This window comes from Mucilaginibacter sp. P1_A3, from assembly GCF_056406855.1.
In genome coordinates this window covers 344,740-362,055 of the sequence record NZ_JBFTZJ010000003.1, presented here as the reverse complement: position 1 = coordinate 362,055, position 17,316 = coordinate 344,740, and the positions used below count along the sequence as shown (strand labels likewise).

Sequence of the window (17,316 nt, the reverse complement as noted above, 5' to 3'; positions counted from 1 at the left end):
GATCAGTTTAGAATTAATTCATCAGCATTTTGAGTGATCTCGACGATCTTTTTGCGGTTCACCCTTTCCTGAAGCCCTTGAAATACAACAAATAGCACAGGGATAAAAGATAATCCCAGTATTACGCCTACCAGCATACCGCCAGCAGCGGCAATACTGATCGAATGGTTACCGTTCGCAGATGGCCCGGTTGCGCTCATCATGGGAATCATCCCGGCAACAAATGCCAGAGAGGTCATGATGATCGGTCTGATACGGAGCGCTGCTGCTTCCAAAGCTGATTGGACAAGGGAATGACCTGCCCTGCGGCGAAGTACAGCGAATTCGACTATTAGAATCGCATTTTTTGAAAGTAATCCGATAAGCATGATCAGTGCAACCTGCACATAAATATTGTTCTCGATACCGGTAATTCCGATGGCCAGGAACACGCCTAAAATGCCGTTTGGTATAGAAAGGATGACCGCCAGGGGAAGTATGTAACTTTCGTATTGTGCTGCAAGTAACAGGTAAACAAAGATCAGACACATGCCGAATACGATGACGGCAAGCCCGTTCGAACTTATCTGCTCTTTGGTCAGTCCGGAAAATTCCTGAGTATAACCGTCCGGCAATTTCTTGGTCACTTCATTGACCACGTTGATGGCGTCACCGGAACTGAACCCTTTCTGAGGCATGACTGTTACTGAAATAGAATTGTAAAGATTATAGCGTTTCGCTGTTTCCGGTCCGTAGACTCTTTTCAGTTGCACCAGGGTATTGAGAGGCAACATTTCGCCCTTGTTATTTTTAACATAGATGCCATCGATCTTGGATGGATCCGTACGATCTTTTACATCTGCCTGTGCAACCACACGATAGAATTTCCCAAACCGATTAAAATCGGAAGCCTGGACGCTGCCAAAATAGGTTTGCATTGTCTGCAGGATATCTTTGATGCTTACGCCTAATTGTTTGGCCTTATATTTATCAATTTCGAGTTTAAATTGAGGATAGTTTGCTTTAAAAGTTGTAAAAGCAAATCCAACTTCCTTATGCTTCATCAGTTCAGCAATGAAATTATCCGAAACCGAGCCAAATTTATCCAGTTTAGCATCACCTGTGCGATCCTGCAGCACAACATCAAGCCCGTCCACATTACTGTATCCCCTGATAGAAGGCAACTCGAATGCGAATGCATTAAGGCCCTTGATCTTAGCCAGTTTCTGCTGAACAATATTCTTGATTTCAGGGATGGAATGTACAGATCCACGCTCTGCAACAGGTTTAAGAATAACGAATATCTGGGTGGCCGAAGGGCTATTTGAAAAAGTCAGAAAGTCGAAACCAGCCAGGTTATTTACCTTTTTGATCTGCGGCATGCTTTCCAGCTCTTTTACTGCCTCTTCATCCAGCTGTTTCATTCTTTCAAGTGATGACCCGGGTTGCATATTGATCGCAATGCCGATAAAGCCGATATCTTCGGTTGGAATAAATCCAGTTTGGGTTTTCTTGATCATATAACCCGTTGTAACCGCGATCAATACCAGGGCACCGAGTGTTAACCATTTTTGATGGATCAGAAAGCGAAGGCTATTGATATAACGGTCGGTCAGCATTTTGAAGGTCACGTTAAAAAAGATGAAGAAACGATCCTTAAAATTTTTCGGGCCGTCTGATTCCTCCCCATTATGCACATCTTTTAATAGCAGGGCGCAAAGTGCCGGGCTTAACGTTAAGGCATTGACAGCAGAGATGACAATAGCGATGGCAAGCGTAAAAGCAAACTGGCGATAAAATAAACCGGTTGCCCCCTTCATCAGGCCGATCGGTAAGAACACTGCGGCCATGATCAAGGTGATCGAAATGATCGCACCTGTTATTTCGTGCATGGCCTCCAGGGTTGCCGGCGCAGGCGCCAGCTTTTTATGCTCCATTTTGGAATGGACTGCTTCAACAACTACGATCGCATCATCCACTACGATACCGATGGCCAGTACGAGCGCAAACAATGTCAAAAGGTTAATGGTAAAACCAAAAACATACATGAAGAAGAAGGTGCCGATAATGGCTACCGGAACAGCGATAGCCGGGATTAGCGTAGACCGGAAATCCTGCAAGAAAATAAAAACGACAATGAAAACCAGGATAAATGCTTCTATCAACGTATGCTTAACCTGGTCGATCGAAGCATCCAGTGCTTCTTTGGTATTATAAAATGTTGCATTTACGATTCCTTTCGGATAGCTTTTTTCGGCTTTTGCAAATAGTTCATTAGCCTGAGTTTGTATGGCATCAGCGTTGGTACCCGGTAACTGGAAGATTACGACAGTTATGGCAGGCTTCCCATTCACCGTGTTGGAACTGTTATAAGTATAAGAACCCAGCTCTACGCGTGCAATATCTTTCAGCTTCAGAAACGACCCATCTGGGTTAGCGCGGATAACAATATCTTCGTAACCTGCGGGTTTAGTCATTTTGCCGTCGTACTTAACGACATATTCAAACGACTCTTCACTTCCCTCCCCGAATTTGCCCGGCGCTGCTTCCAGATTTTGGTCGTTTATCGCAGCAAGTACTTCGGATGACGATATTTTATAAGTAGCCATCTGGCTTGGTTTTAACCAAATACGCATAGCATATTCCTTATTGCCGCCTAAAATAAATGCGCTGCCAACGCCCTGGATCCGCTTGAGGTCAGGTATAATATTAATATTTGCATAGTTGGCAATAAATTGCTGATCATATTTTTTAGGGTTTTCGCTTAGAATCGCCTGAACCATCATCAAACTATTCTGGGCCTTAGCAGTGACAATACCCCGTTGAACAACTTCTGGCGGTAACTGGCTGGTAGCTTGTGCTACCCTGTTTTGAACGTTTACAGCGGCCTGATCAGGATCTGTGCCTTTGGTGAAAAATACAGAAATAACAAGTGAGCCGTCGTTACTGGCTACTGAACTGATATAGGTCATGTTATCTACGCCATTGATTGCCTCTTCCAGGGAAGGCGCAACAGATCGAAGAATAGTTTCAGCGTTAGCACCCGGGTAAATAGCTGTCACCTGAACTGAGGGCGGCGCGATATCAGGGAAGCGTTCCAAAGGAAGACTGGCCATACCCCAAATGCCCAGGATCACGAGTATAGACGATATGACTGTGGCCAGTACCGGTCTATCGATAAATTTCTTTAACATGGTTGATAAGGATTAATTGTTTGCAGCTAATGCTGAGTTGAGGTTGGTTTGCTGAGGTTGGATGAGGTCTCCTTCGTGAAGATGGTCATATCCGCGGTAAACGATTCTATCGCCTGCCTTGAGGCCTTCCTTGACCAAATAATTGTTACCGCTTTTGCCCGATATGCCGATTTCCTGTTTAATTACTTTATTTTGCTTGTCCACTAAAAAAACAAATGTCTTGTCCTGCATTTCCAGGGTGGCCGATTGGGGAACGATAATCTGGTTGGTTAATCTGAGAGAGAGCCTAATCTTACCGGTATTTCCGGAACGCAGCAGGCCGTTCTCATTTTTAAATGTGGCACGTACGGTGATCGCACCAGTATTGCTATCAAATTGTCCATTGATCATGTCCACTTTACCTTTGTTAACGTAGGCACTGTCGTCAGCCAGAATGAGTTCTACAGGAGGAAGACTTTTAATCTTTTCGTCGAGTGTGTTACCGGCATAAAGCGATTTGAACCGAATAAAATCATACTCGCCAAGGGCAAAAAAGGCGTGAACCTCGTGAATATCTGAAAGATCGGTGAGCGGTGATGGATCAGCAGGGCTAACCACGCTTCCTTCCTTGCGAAGTACACGCCCAAGATATCCACTGACCGGTGCCCTGACTATCGTATACCCAAGATTGATTTTCGCCGTGCCGATATCCGCTTTTGACTGTTCCATGTTTCCCATGGCGGTTTCCCGAACCGATTGAGCAGTTTTTAGTTGAATATCCGAAATAACTTTTCCGGATACCAGGGGCGTAAGTTTGTCAACTTCAAGCTGAGCGTTTTTAAGGGTTCCTGTCGAAGCACGGTAACTGGCCTTAGCGTTGTTAAGCTTTTCAATAAATGGCGCCTGATCGATCTGAAAAAGCGGTTGTCCTTTTTTCACAAATGCACCGTCGTCAACAAAAATATGGCTTAAGATACCCGATATTTGCGGGCGGACTTCGACATTGGTAATACCTTCAACAGAAGCAGGATAGTCCTGAAAGGTCGAGGCGTCACCGGAGGTTAATTGAATTACCGGGAGCTCTTGTGGTGGCGTTGCTACCTGAGCGGGTTTACCGGCACAGCTGGCCAGGAATGCGAGGATTAATAGATATGGAGCTTTCATTGTTTTGAATTTAAATGTTTAAAATGTTTTTTACTTAATAAATACAACCAGTTGCAAATCGCAAGCAAATATAAATAACAACTGGTTGCATTTTAAAACTATAATTTTTTACTTGACACCAAGATTACAATAGGGCAGTTCCGACGTGGACAATAGTTGTGATCACCTTTTTCTCATTCCTCCGTTGTAACAACCTTGCATACTTTAAGAACTCTTTAGAACGAATACCCAACAAAATACCTGGTCAGGTAAGTTGTAGTAATCCAATAAGATGCCATTAGACAACCACCTGATATACAATAACATATACTATAACCTACAGAAGAAACGCTTCTTTATATCGTAAATCGGTAAAAAGATGCACCAAAAAATCATTATAAAAAACTGTATCAGATCAGTTGCGTGAGGACAGGATACAAAAGGTGACTTAAATGAGAGAGGCTAAAGGCCATTACTTCAAGACTTTTCATGCGCAAAGAAGAAAAGAATCAGTCCCTGCTCATAAAAAACTGAAAAACCTGGTGTATTGTTAGTAAAACACTTCCAGAATCATTAAATGAACCTCGTTGGGCGAGCGAATTCGGCGTGCTTCATTTGAAAGTTAAACGAATTTTTACTTTATCAGCTGTCGATTTACGACAATACGTAACATTTTTTTTGACTTTTTAATATAACTAATTATAATTCAGCGCATTAAAATAAGGCACGAATATTTGATATATTCATGCACCTCATAATCAAGCGCATGAAAACGAAACTCAAACCTTCAAGGAGATTAAATTTTCTGATTACAAAATCGGTCATAAAACTTCAGGACAGAGGATATCATTTTGACTATCTGATGCTAAATAAAAACGAGCTGTTTTGTATCCAAAGCAATCAATTGATCCCCGCGGATAGCGCCATGATAAAATTAATTGAATTGGGATACGATCACCTGCAGCACTGTTTTAAATATGTACATACAGTGGAGGCCTACAACGGCGAAAACGGCCTGCTGGTAACGGAAGGGATTTTTTGCAATCAGTGTTAGTTCGCTTAGAAAGCCCGCCGGAAGGCAATGATGTCGCCGCGTATATCAGTAAGTCCCTTGGTATTGATGGTCTGCCTTGGCATTTCAAAAACTGCATAGCCCGTACAGGACAGTTGTCTGCCTGATTTAATCGCCGATATTGTCCATGATTAACCGCGAGGTGGCTTCGCTGGACCACCTAAAACAATACTTTGGATTCAATTTAGCTCTCCAGCCTAATCATTCCGCTGATTTCCGGAACTCAGGTGCCAGTCGTCTGCAATGGTAAAGTAAAGCTAAAAACAGAACCTTCAAGACCAGTGCGCTTTGCCCATACCTTCCCGCCATGGGCAATAACGATTTTCTTAACAAGGTATAATCCCAGCCCTTTACTCTTCTTGTTCGGTGTAGTCTGCTGTTCTGCCTGGTAGTACTTATCAAATATTTGATCCTCGCGTCCCTCCGGGATCCCAACACCTTTGTCCGCGATACTTATTTCAACATGACAGTCAAAACGGGAAACGGCGATATCGATCAGCGGATTGGTGGGAGAAAACTTTACCGCGTTTGACATTAAATTGATGAGTATCTGCATAATTTTCAGTTTATCTGCTTTTACGTACAGGTCGTCCGTTTGCGGAAAGTTAAAATAATAATGCTGATGGATGAACTTCATCTCAAAAGTGATCGTTCGGATCAGTTCAGTAATATTGAATACACTAAAGTCATACTGCATTTCACGCTGATCATTGACTGATCTTGTAAGATATTCGGCGATAACCCCGGTTATGGAATCGACATGCACATTAACACTTTTCAATAAACCTAACTGTTGCTGACTGATGTTTCTGCTAAGCATTTTGATGAGTAACTGTACGTTTAGTTTAATAATAGTCAGCGGAGTACTCAACTCGTGATTGATAATTGACAAGCCAAGTGATTCTTCCGACACGGCCTGACCTATATCCTCAATTGTACCGATCATTTCGTTTACTGTCCCCCAGCGTCCGTGATAGGCAATGCCTGTTAAGCGTAACCATTTGCGCTTTCCCCCAGTCGTCTCAATATTAATTTCCGTAGTAAATCCGGTTTGATCATTTACTGCCGCCTTAAATGAGCGCAGGATTTCAGACCAGAAAGACTGATCAATGTTTTTGAAAATATCGATCAAGGAATACTCCTCCAAAACAGGCAAATCCAGAATTTCACCGGATTTTGAACAAATGCTAATTTTATGCTTGTCAAATACAAATTTCCAGCTTCCTTTGACAGGGGTGTTAAGCGCCGGTAGCGCAGTATTGACCGGGCTAACAGATAGTCTATTGTAGTTATCCATATCTTATCTTGAAATCTTTATAACTGGTATAACCCAATAAAAAAGCCAATCAATATAACCCTGATTTTCTGCTGATTAACTATTACGGCGTAATATTAAGCTACTTTATTTCGAAATACAACCTGGTCTGCAATTAAATAGCGTGCAGAGCTAAAGAAATGCTTCGCTATCAGCCTTCAGTTCAAAAACAAGATCCACCGCCAGACCATGGTGATTTCGAAAAACAGGTATCACATCGATTTGCCCCGATAGCCCCAGGATTAGATTAAACCCAAGCGTTCGACTTGAAGCCGCATCGAGGTCATCAGGCAGACCGGATCCATTATCCTCCATGCTCAATTTAACGCGGCCACCGGAAAGCTCAACCAGCTCTACATATATTTGGGGGTCCTCCTGAAACAGGAATGCGTGTTTAATACTATTAGAAAGCGTTTCATTAATGATCAGTGCTAAAGGAACAGCCTGCGAAAAACTGACATTCAACTTGCCCAATTTGAGATTGAACTTGATGTGCCCGGCCTTTTTAGGATAATGTTCTTTTAAATAGATCACCATTTTCGAAATGAACGCTGCCAAGTCAGCTCCTGCTGCATTCGCCCCAAAATCCAGTTCCTGATGAATAAGAGACATCGCCATCATCCGGCTTTGACTTTGTTCGATTGCTTCAAGTGCATCATTGTCTGTAATAAAAGTTGACTGCCGGCTCAATAGATCGATCACTATTTTCAAATTGTTCTGAACGCGGTAATGTATTTCTTTAATCAGTTTTTCCCTCGACATCCGAAGTTCTTTATTATCAAGAACAGCCTTTGCTAACAGGCGCTTTTGCTGTTGACTTTCTGACAACTTTCGTATGCGAAATGGAAAGTGATATATAAATATTGCGCCTATCCCGACCAAAAATAAAGCTAAAAATAAAAATACAATGATCGTGCGGTTTACGCTATTGCTGCCGGACAATGCGTCATTTTCAGACACAGCAACAGGAACTTTACTATGGGTTTTAATCCTGGCGAGTTGTGAGCCATCGGTAATATGTCGCAGTGAATCTATTAAACTATTGTATCTTTTCAGGAAAAGCATAGAACTCGCATATCGTCTGCGGTGTGAATCGATCTGGTGAAGCAGCCAGTAAGTTTCTACAAGGTTACCAACGGTGTGTTTCCCAGCCTCGGGACCCTTAATCAGTTTAACCAGATAGTTCCTACTCTTTTCATAATTCCCTGCGTAAAAATAAAACTGGCCCAGAATAAAAATCATTTCAGCATGATTAATATTCCCGCGTATTCGCTCGTTGACAGGCATAAGTGCTTCCGCTTGGAGAAAATACACCTCAGCTTTCTTGAACAGCTTTAATTTCCTACAGCATTCACCCAATGCGGTTAAGGCATCTTGCTTCTCAATAGAATTCTTGGGAGGATCTGATATCATCAAGCTGCTCAGCAAATGTAATAAGGAGTCATTCCCCGACCTCCCTAAATCTTCATTAATAAAATAGTACAGTAACTTATAGGCATGTGCGCCGTCATTACTACTCATGAACTCTGCAAACGCTTTCCTGTACCATTTAACGGCCTCATCTCTTTTAGTTGCGCCGGCGGCATATGCATTGCCCGCTCTGGTATCAAAAATGGCAATACCCATATGGTCGCCGGACCGGTCGGCAGCATCAATAGATTCCAATGCGTATTTTAATTGTCCAACATAATCGCCCTTAACCTCGTGAATGAGGCTGATCAAATCACTTGTATAATGCGAATAAGGGAATTTTGCATCCACTTGTAGCTGATAAGAGCGAAGGGCTGTACGTTCTGCCTCAATGATGTTCTGTTTCGAAAAATTGAGATATGCAATATTGGTAAGCACGTTAAATAAATTCGCGGAGTCGTGTAACTCAGAAAACAATACCGTTGCCCTTTCCAGGCAAGTAATTCTGCGAGCTGTCGTGGCCTGCAAAAAAGGAAGATACATGCCCTCATAATTCCATGCCTTGGCAACAACACCCGAATCGACTATACTAGGAGAATGTGTTACCTTATCAAGGTAATAGGACGCCTGCTTTAATTTTCCAGCTTTCAAATAACATTTACCCAATAAGCAATACACCTGAAAGATCCATCTGGTGTCTTTTAAATTGCTATTTGCCTTTTCCGCAAGATGAAGCCAATATTTACAACTGTCAATATCCCGCTGTTTGAATCCTGGCTCAAAAGCGTAGTAAGCACCGAGTAATACCATCAATCTGACTTTAGGACCGCCATTTAGTTTGGATAGCTCATACCGTGGTACCCCGGTTTGCCTGTCATCTATCCACCGGCAGGATTTTTCGGCATAACCATCATCAATGCCATCGGAAATTATCCTTGAGCGGCTCATGTGATGATATTTAGCGGTTAGCACTAGGGAACTGTCCAGATCAATGCTTGCTTCATTGGACACAGTTATGAAAGCTGCACTTAGCTGCATCAATCCCTTGTTGTTGCGCTGGGCTGTGCTTTCTTTTTGCGCAAATACGCACCATGGAAGTAAAACAAGGAGTAAGATTACAGTGATTTTTAACATGGTTTGAGTTAGTAATTTTCAATTTCTTTCTCGTAGGGGAACTCTACGCTTACAGTTACTCCGTCCCCCTGTTCAATTTGAAACAAGCCATGCAGCTGATCACTCAGCGCCTTCATCATGATCGCGCCGCTTAGATTATAGGAACAGCTTTTAATATTTGATGAAGTGACTTGTGAGGCAATGGACAGACGGATCATACCTGGTGATAATGCCGATAAACAAATTGAAACCGTACAGCTTAACGTTTTTTCATCAATGGTCTTTAAAGTGTTAGAAATGGCCTCGCCAATGAAAAGTCCTGCGAGTACTGCCTGTGTGTTTCCCATCAGGATTGAATCTACATCAAACTTAACCGATGGCAGAACCCCCTTTTCTGCAAGTTTTGCAGTTAGATAGGCGGCAATTTCTGCAATATAGGCCACCATGTTGATCTCTGTAGTTTCCTCATTTCCGTAAAGTTTCTGATGCATGATCATCATGGTCTGTAGGCGATCTTGGCTTTCATCTATTACATCGATGGCTGTGTCATTATTTAAATATTTTGCCTGTGTGCTCAACAGGCTCATAACCATTTGAAGATTGTTTTTTACTTTATGATGGGCCTCTTTTAATAATTCCTGAGTTTCGACTTTCAATCTTGCCTGATCATTCAGCAGCTCTTTGATTGCATTCTCGGTCAATAAAGATTCCCTGGTTATCCATACTATTAGTTCCTTTTGTTTTTTTCGCCTGTCCCATACTTTCCAAAAGCACAAAAAAAAGGCACAGATCGCCAAGATAATTCCGGCGAATTCAAGTAAATAAAAACCAACACCCGGGCGGCTGATGTTTGTCGATCCAGCCTTGGTCCGCTGCTTCGCTAACATAAACTTTTGCTGCATAGCTTTTAAACGCATAAGCTTGTCCTGCCAGAAAAGTGAGTCAGTGACGATTTTGTATTGTTGATAATACGCGAAGGATTGTTCGTAATTTTGGGCAGCAGAATCCAGTTTAAATAATCTTTGATAAAAATCAGCACGTACTGCTGGCTTTAAATACGGGCTATCAGCTATGATGATTTTATTGAGCAGGTCATGGGCTGCATCATTTTTACTATCCCCATTCGACTGCCACGATTTCAAATGCTTTTTCAACAAGAGGTCTACAAGCATTTGAGTATAAATGGCTTTTTTCAAACGTGCGAGCTTTAGCAACAGAACATATTGCTCTTTAGCTTTGTCTGCCTGGCCCAGAGCAGCAAATACGTCACCGGATATCTTGGCTTTCAACAGTTTACTTTTTAACGTTGTCGCAGGAAGAACTTTATATTTCCACTGAATAATTTGATAAGCGGCATTTGCCTGTCCACTAAATAACAACCCGTTGGTTTTCAAGAGCAGGGTGCTGTAAAAACGATCGGCATTTGTGCCGGCACAATCGGCCGGAAATTTCGCGACGGTCGGTACTATCAGCGATTTAGCCCCAGGTATGCTTGTGTTGAAGTGTTTCAGCTGTAATAAATCAGCTCTGCACTGATCAGCATCAGCGAGGAAACAAAAGGTACTTATTAAAACAAAGACTAATTCTGACATAATTAACCGGAACGTTCTATAAATAGACAATGCTTTTGCCAATTGAACAATGAACGCTCCGGTTATTGACTTACCAAAGATATACCATAACACAACAGTTTGAATATTAGCTATTTACTGGACAGCGGTTTTATTTTTGCTATGATATATCGTAATTCAACGAATTTAGAAATGCAAATTCTTAATTTGCCGATTAAGGCATTTACCGAAGACACCCTTATGGTTAGCAGTACTAATAGGCATCCGGCAAACTACGAAACGGTTTTTCCGTTAATTGCTAGAAATCCCTTGGTATTGTCGGCAAAATATAATTTGTGAAATTCTTCAGCCGCGCCAACATAGACTTCAAAGCGGTCATCAGCAAATGCTTTGTACATATCCTCTGCGACAACTTCGGGTAACAAACCTTTGCTACCGCCTGCATTTTTACTAAAATCAGTGTTTACTAATGGGGGCAAAAGTTCAAAAACCCGGATTGGCGAACCATCCAGCAGTAACCTTAGAGATTGTGTATATGAATGCAGGGCGGCCTTACTTGCACCGTAGGTAGCCCGCTTAATATTTGCGCCAAGGACAGCTACAGAAGTCACGTTGATGATCGCTGAGGCGGACTGCTTCTTCAGCGTGGGTATCAGTTTTTCATTCAGGCGAATTACCGACAGGTAATTAGTCAGCATTTCTTCCTGGGCCAGTGAAAATGCATTGATATTTTCAGCAAGAAGATCATATTGATTTCCCTTCCCTGCGTTATTAATAAGCACATTTAAAGCGGGAAAATCTCTGTTTGCCTGCGCGACTAAAAATTCCAGATCTGATTCATTGGTTATATCGCAGCGGATCCCAGTCGTATTATCCAACGCCGCTGACGCAGCATCTAACTTTTCCTGATCGCGGCCAGTAATAATAATTTTATTTTGCAGTGAAAAAACCTTTGCCATCGCAAAGCCGATCCCTGCACTTCCACCGTTAATAAGAATGGTATTACCTGATGTTTTCATATATAAATTGATTATTTAACAACGATGAATTAGTCAGGCACCGGCTCGTCTGGCCGAAAGGCCGGATCGTCGTTCCAGAGTATCCTGAGCAAGACTTTTTTTGGAGCGAAGATGATACCAAATAGCAAAGCATTGATATTTAGACAAATGCATGACTCGGGAAATAATAATAGAACGTTATTTCGTAAATCACCGAAACCTATACGAAATACCGAATCCATTGTGTGTTCATGCCTGCTGAACAAAAAACATGCTGCAGATGTTAATAAAGCAACCTTAGCTGGCCTAAATGATAACTCAGATGATTGGTCCTGTTCAATAAAACACTGTATTTGTTGCGAAGTGGATTTTTCAAGAAGTCCTCATTAGTCATTGCTTCATGACGTGCGAGCCAGGCATCCTCAGTTAGTGTGGTAAATTCTTCTTGTAAGCGATCGTGAACAAGAATGAAACAATTTCTCAGCAATCCTGTAAATGACTGGGTGAAGGCCGCCTGCTCACTGTTTTGAACGAATGGTGAATGGAGTTCCGGATAAGCCCGCTTACCCGTACCAAGTATTTCTGACATCGCATCGTTGACAGCGATCAAATGTCCTAAGATGTACCACCCGCTGTTCCTGCCTGGTGAAACGGGCTGGGCCAATTGCTCGTCCGTCAGTGTGTCAATAATATTTTTAAGTCTGGAAACTTGCAGCTTCCAGTTCGAATAGGAAAGATTTAAGAATTTATTCTCCATATTTTTGATGCAATTACATAAATACCAATCGGTATATTCAATCATTTTACCTTAATTTTTTATATTTTTCCCGGTACTCAAACATGTGGTTGTATGCCATTGGCAAACGCCCAATTTTCCCATGCGGTTTCCTGAAAACAGACCATTACATCGTTTGGTGATACGTTAATCCCATCGAGCCTGGCCATTAAATCTGCAAGTAGCATTTTTTTCACTTTAACACTTCGTCCCACGGAGAAAAGGATCTCGATGATCATAAAACTTTCCGTTCGTGATGCCTGTAGTTCCGGGTAGACCGGATCATATATAAAATCATCTTTATTCAATTCAATTACTCGTTGAAACCGGTCATGCTCAGGTGTGCCCGCTTTGGTAACGATGCATTCATGAATTTGGTTAAGAATAGCGTGCTTCTCTTCAGTGCTTCTGCCTTTCAGGAGGGTTAATGTTATTAATGGCATATTATTTTAATTTACACAGAAATTTTGGCGATATGAATACTATGAACCCTAATAATTAAGGCCATCTGATGACAGCCCCCCTTGGTGAGCGTATGTAACACCGGTAGCAAATACGTGCATGGACTCATCTCCGATCCTTATGCGCGCATCATCAACTATCAGTTCGCCTTTGATCGAAACGGTTGCATCAAGATGCATTGCTTCCAATTCCTTTGCGATATGAGTTCCGAATCCGGAATAAGTATCTTCATCCAGTTGTAAAATGTCCAGCACGGGCATTTCCGAATCTTTGCAGTGCACTGTTACGCGCCGGGATAAGATAGTGATAGAAACATTAGTCCCTTTTAATATCTGATTTTGACAAATGACTACTGCTGTTCCATCTTCATGGCCGAAATCCGCGTTCAACGTTAAAGGAGTTTTATCTTTTGCATGATAAAAAGATAAAATAGTCAGGAATTCAGTTCTTTGCTTTTCAAAAGCATAACTGATCGATCTTTGATTACTGAGGTAAAGATTCGTTCCCAAAATAAAGCCGTGTAACATATATATTGTTTAGTTTTCTTTTATGCAGTTAAAAAAACTACTGTCAAGCACGAATGGTTATTTCTTTTGAACGGAATTGCTTCCAAACACGCCGGCAAAGCCGGGAGATTAATAGCAGCCCTAAGAGTACTGCAAACAGTTCCGCGCCTGAAATGATAGACAGCAAAATATTTGAACTTCGCATGGACGTTCCTTCCCTGTTTGCCAGGCCGTATGAAAGGCCGGGGAATATTGCAAGAAGGCTGAGATTTAATAGTCTTTTTTTCATACCCTTATTTTTTGAATGGCTCCTGCAACAAAAAATCAATAAGATCCTTTGGCGTCAACTCTTTAACTCGAAATATGTACCAAACCATAAACACCTAACAAAGAACACCTTATAAAATTTTAGTTTTTTTTACCTGGACGTTATTTCGTAAAACAACAGCGTCCTCTATGAAATAACGTGGCGACTAATCCTGGAACCGTTTGAAATCACAGCAAATTAAGCTCCGGGCAACCCTTAATCAGGCGGGATAACCGCCGTAGTTTTTCGTTCCTGATTTTAAGTATTTACGATATAAAACAGCGAAAATCGGAGCATTATACCACAACGCCCTGAATAACAATAATTTACAGGGTGGCATTTTCATTGCAGACTCAGGACATACTGTACATTGTTTGCCAAACAAGGGTAGGCGCACAATCTCCAACCGTTTTAACATTTATCTAATTATTAAAATTATGTCAAAAAAAGCAGCCAAACAATTAGTCGACATGCTTGTCCAGGCCGGTATCAAGCGCATTTACGCAGTAACTGGAGATAGCCTCAACGAACTCAATGAGGCTGTAAGACTTACCCCGGAAATAAGCTGGATACACGTGCGTCATGAAGAAGCCGGGGCATTTGCCGCAGCTGCAGAAGCGGAACTAAACGGGTTAGCTTGCTGCGCCGGGAGTAGCGGCCCGGGACATGTCCATTTAATCAATGGCTTGTACGACGCGCATCGCTCAGGAGTGCCGGTACTTGCTATCGCATCTACCTGTGCAACTACAGAGTTTGGTAGCGATTATTTCCAGGAGACCAATGTGATCAAGTTATTTGATGACTGCAGTCATTATAATCAGATAGCGGCGACACCTGCGCAATTACCCCGAATGACGCAGGCAGCTATACAGCATGCCATACATAAAAAAGGCGTTGCCGTTATCGGTTTACCTGGCGACGTTGCCGCGATGGATGCGGTGGAAGTTCATTCAGCACAGGCAAATTATTTTAGTAAAGCGGTTATTACGCCTGCTGCCGAAGAGATTGCGGATCTGGCTGAACTGATCAACCGAAATCATAAAATCTGCATTTTCTGTGGAATTGGGGCTGCAGAGGCACATACTGAAATTGTTGAATTGGCTGCATTGTTAAAGGCGCCCGTTGGCTATTCATTTCGTGGAAAAATGAGCATACAACATGACAACCCAAATGAAGTAGGCATGACCGGGCTGCTTGGACTTCCTTCCGCTTATCATAGCATGCATGAAAGTGATCTTGTGCTGCTGTTAGGAACCGATTTCCCTTACGTTCCCTTTATACCTCAGGATAAAATTTTGATTCAGATCGATACAAAACCTGAACGTCTTGGACGCCGGGCAAAGCTTACGATGGGCCTCTTTGGTGATATTAAAAGCTCTGTTCGTGCGCTATTGCTCCTTCTCCAGGCTAAGCAGGATTCAAGCTTCCTGGATGCCCAGTTACATATCTACGGAAAAGTAAAAGAGCACTTGCAGACCTATGCGAAAGACAAGGGGCACATGGACGCCATTCACCCGGAAGCTGTCGCCCATACGCTGGACAACTTAGGTACAGCTGATGCGATTTTCACTGTTGATACCGGAATGTGCTGCGTATGGGGCGCTCGCTATATACATTCCACTGGTAAAAGGAGTATGCTGGGATCGTTCATCCATGGGTCGATGGCTAATGCTTTGCCCCAGGCCATCGGTGCAGCATTATCAAATCCATCACGACAGGTGATTGCGATGTGTGGTGATGGCGGTATTTCAATGCTACTTGGCGACCTGGCAACTATCAAACAATATGAACTTCCAATAAAGATTATCGTGTTCAATAACCGGTCATTAGGCATGGTTAAACTGGAAATGGAGGTAAATGGTCTGCCGGACTGGCAAACCGATATGCTCAATCCGGACTTTGAAATGGTTGCGCAAGCTATGGGAATAAAAGGCCTTTCAATTCATGACCCTTCGATGTTGGAAGCATCGCTGAAAGAAGCTTTCGATTACGCTGGCCCGGTGCTTGTAAACGTATTCACGGATCCGAATTCCCTGGCCATGCCGCCGAAAATCGAATTGAAAATGGTAAGCGGTATGGCCGTATCAATGACCAAACTAATGCTCAGCGGCAAATTTGATGAGGTGCTTGAAACAGTCAAATCCAACTATAAGCACCTGCAAGACCTCACCGACTAAATTAACAACTGACCGGTTTCTAAATAATATTTATATGACTGATTTAAACAATAATGCTGCGCAAAAGTCACAACGAAGGGCCTTCATCATCGCCTGGGTATTTGGATTGATTTTCTATTTTCTCGAATATGTGATCAGGTCGTCACCAGCGGTAATGCTTATTGAACTTTCAGTGATATTTAAAGTAAACGCCCTTGGTGTAAGCACTATCCTTGGCACCTATTATTATACTTATTCCGTAACCAGCCTGATCGCAGGCGTTGCACTTGACCGTGCAGGTGCAAAGTATTCCATATCCGTCGGGATTGGAATTCTGGCGATCGGGTGTTTCTTATTTACGATACCCAGTACAATCATGGGTGATACTGGCCGGTTATTACAGGGTGCGGGTTCCGCATTTGCATTTACAGGCTGTGTATACCTGGCTTCGCATGGTTTTGCCGCACGTTATATTGCTACGGCTATAGGTTTTACACAATGTGTGGGCATGCTGGGTGGTTCAGCGGGCCAATTTATTGTGGGCCCATTGATTCATAACGGACTTCCGGTAGCCACTTTTTGGACAGGAATCGGCATTCTCTGTGCTGTAGTTTGCCTTTTACTTTACTTTACGACCCCAGGTGAGGACAAAACAGCGGAGCACCAAAGCAGTTTACGGAATGTGGTGACACCTTACAAAATTGTTTTTTCCAATCCCCAGTCGTACTTGAGCGGTTTATTATCAGGTTTGCTTTTTGCGCCGACCACCATCTTCGCTATGACCTGGGGCGTAGCCTTTTTTCAACAAGACCGGTCAATGTCATATCAGTCCGCTGTCTTTGTTTGTTCCATGGTACCGCTTGGATGGGTCATCGGCTGCCCACTGTTAGGATGGGTTTCAGATATGATCGGAAAGCGTAAAATAGTTCTTATAGGAGGTATTACCATCATGCTGTTGGCTTTTGGCCAGCTTGTCTATTTACCCGGAATGATCTTACCGGCTGCATCCATGATCATCTTCGGAGTAGCTTCGGGCGTCGCGATGATACCTTACACAATTATAAAAGAAGCGAATCCGGACCAGGTCAAAGGCAGTGCTACCGGAGCAATCAACTTTCTGACCTTCAGCATCACAGCGCTATTGGGGCCAATATTTTCCAGCAAATATGGAAAGTCGCTCATGCATACGCCTGAACATGCAAAGCACTTTCAGGCAGCTGGATTATTTATAATCGGTATCACCGTTTTTGCACTTTTTATCAGTCTGATCATCCGCGAGACCGGAACTGGTAAAAAAACTCCAGGCGCCTCCATCGGCCATTAACAGGATAGCTAA

The 17,316-nt window shown here is 42.7% G+C and carries 11 protein-coding genes; 2 read left to right on the top strand and 9 right to left on the bottom strand.

The genetic code is table 11. The features are described 5' to 3' along the window. Positions 1-2 precede the first annotated feature (2 nt). The 9 genes from AC1D0K_RS08190 to AC1D0K_RS08150 all read right to left on the bottom strand — a co-directional run bounded on the left by AC1D0K_RS08190 (position 3) and on the right by AC1D0K_RS08150 (position 13,538). Positions 3-3,173 (bottom strand): efflux RND transporter permease subunit, encoded by a 3,171-nt coding sequence (locus tag AC1D0K_RS08190; RefSeq protein ID WP_477441303.1) that lies wholly within the window; start codon positions 3,171-3,173, stop codon positions 3-5. A 12-nt stretch (positions 3,174-3,185) separates the two neighbouring features. Beyond that, positions 3,186-4,316 carry an efflux RND transporter periplasmic adaptor subunit gene (locus AC1D0K_RS08185; RefSeq protein ID WP_477394599.1) on the bottom strand — a complete coding sequence of 377 codons (1,131 nt, stop codon included), beginning with the start codon at positions 4,314-4,316 and terminating at the stop codon, positions 3,186-3,188. A gap of 1,274 nt (positions 4,317-5,590) precedes the next feature. Then, positions 5,591-6,664 (bottom strand): sensor histidine kinase, encoded by a 1,074-nt coding sequence (locus AC1D0K_RS08180; RefSeq protein WP_477394601.1) that lies wholly within the window; start codon positions 6,662-6,664, stop codon positions 5,591-5,593. 150 nt (positions 6,665-6,814) lie between these two features. Then, positions 6,815-9,226 carry a histidine kinase dimerization/phosphoacceptor domain -containing protein gene (locus AC1D0K_RS08175; RefSeq protein WP_477394603.1) on the bottom strand — a complete coding sequence of 804 codons (2,412 nt, stop codon included), beginning with the start codon at positions 9,224-9,226 and terminating at the stop codon, positions 6,815-6,817. A gap of 8 nt (positions 9,227-9,234) precedes the next feature. Further along, positions 9,235-10,797 carry a sensor histidine kinase gene (locus tag AC1D0K_RS08170; protein WP_477394605.1) on the bottom strand — a complete coding sequence of 521 codons (1,563 nt, stop codon included), beginning with the start codon at positions 10,795-10,797 and terminating at the stop codon, positions 9,235-9,237. 251 nt (positions 10,798-11,048) lie between these two features. Continuing rightward, positions 11,049-11,795, bottom strand: coding sequence for an SDR family oxidoreductase (locus AC1D0K_RS08165; RefSeq protein WP_477394607.1), 747 nt, complete (start codon positions 11,793-11,795; stop codon positions 11,049-11,051). A 262-nt stretch (positions 11,796-12,057) separates the two neighbouring features. Further along, positions 12,058-12,531, bottom strand: coding sequence for a DinB family protein (locus tag AC1D0K_RS08160; protein ID WP_477463036.1), 474 nt, complete (start codon positions 12,529-12,531; stop codon positions 12,058-12,060). Between the two features lie 77 nt (positions 12,532-12,608). Beyond that, positions 12,609-12,992: a tautomerase family protein gene (locus AC1D0K_RS08155; RefSeq protein WP_477394611.1), complete on the bottom strand. Its 384-nt coding sequence runs from the start codon at positions 12,990-12,992 to the stop codon at positions 12,609-12,611. A 48-nt stretch (positions 12,993-13,040) separates the two neighbouring features. Next, positions 13,041-13,538, bottom strand: a complete 498-nt coding sequence (locus tag AC1D0K_RS08150; protein WP_477394613.1) for a hypothetical protein — start codon at positions 13,536-13,538, stop codon at positions 13,041-13,043. Positions 13,539-14,261: 723 nt separating this feature from the next. Between AC1D0K_RS08150 and AC1D0K_RS08145 the strand changes: the two genes are divergently transcribed. Then, positions 14,262-16,001 carry a thiamine pyrophosphate-dependent enzyme gene (locus tag AC1D0K_RS08145; protein ID WP_477394615.1) on the top strand — a complete coding sequence of 580 codons (1,740 nt, stop codon included), beginning with the start codon at positions 14,262-14,264 and terminating at the stop codon, positions 15,999-16,001. 34 nt (positions 16,002-16,035) lie between these two features. Beyond that, complete coding sequence (locus AC1D0K_RS08140; protein WP_477394617.1) at positions 16,036-17,304, top strand: MFS transporter; 1,269 nt, start codon at positions 16,036-16,038, stop codon at positions 17,302-17,304. Positions 17,305-17,316 lie beyond the last annotated feature (12 nt).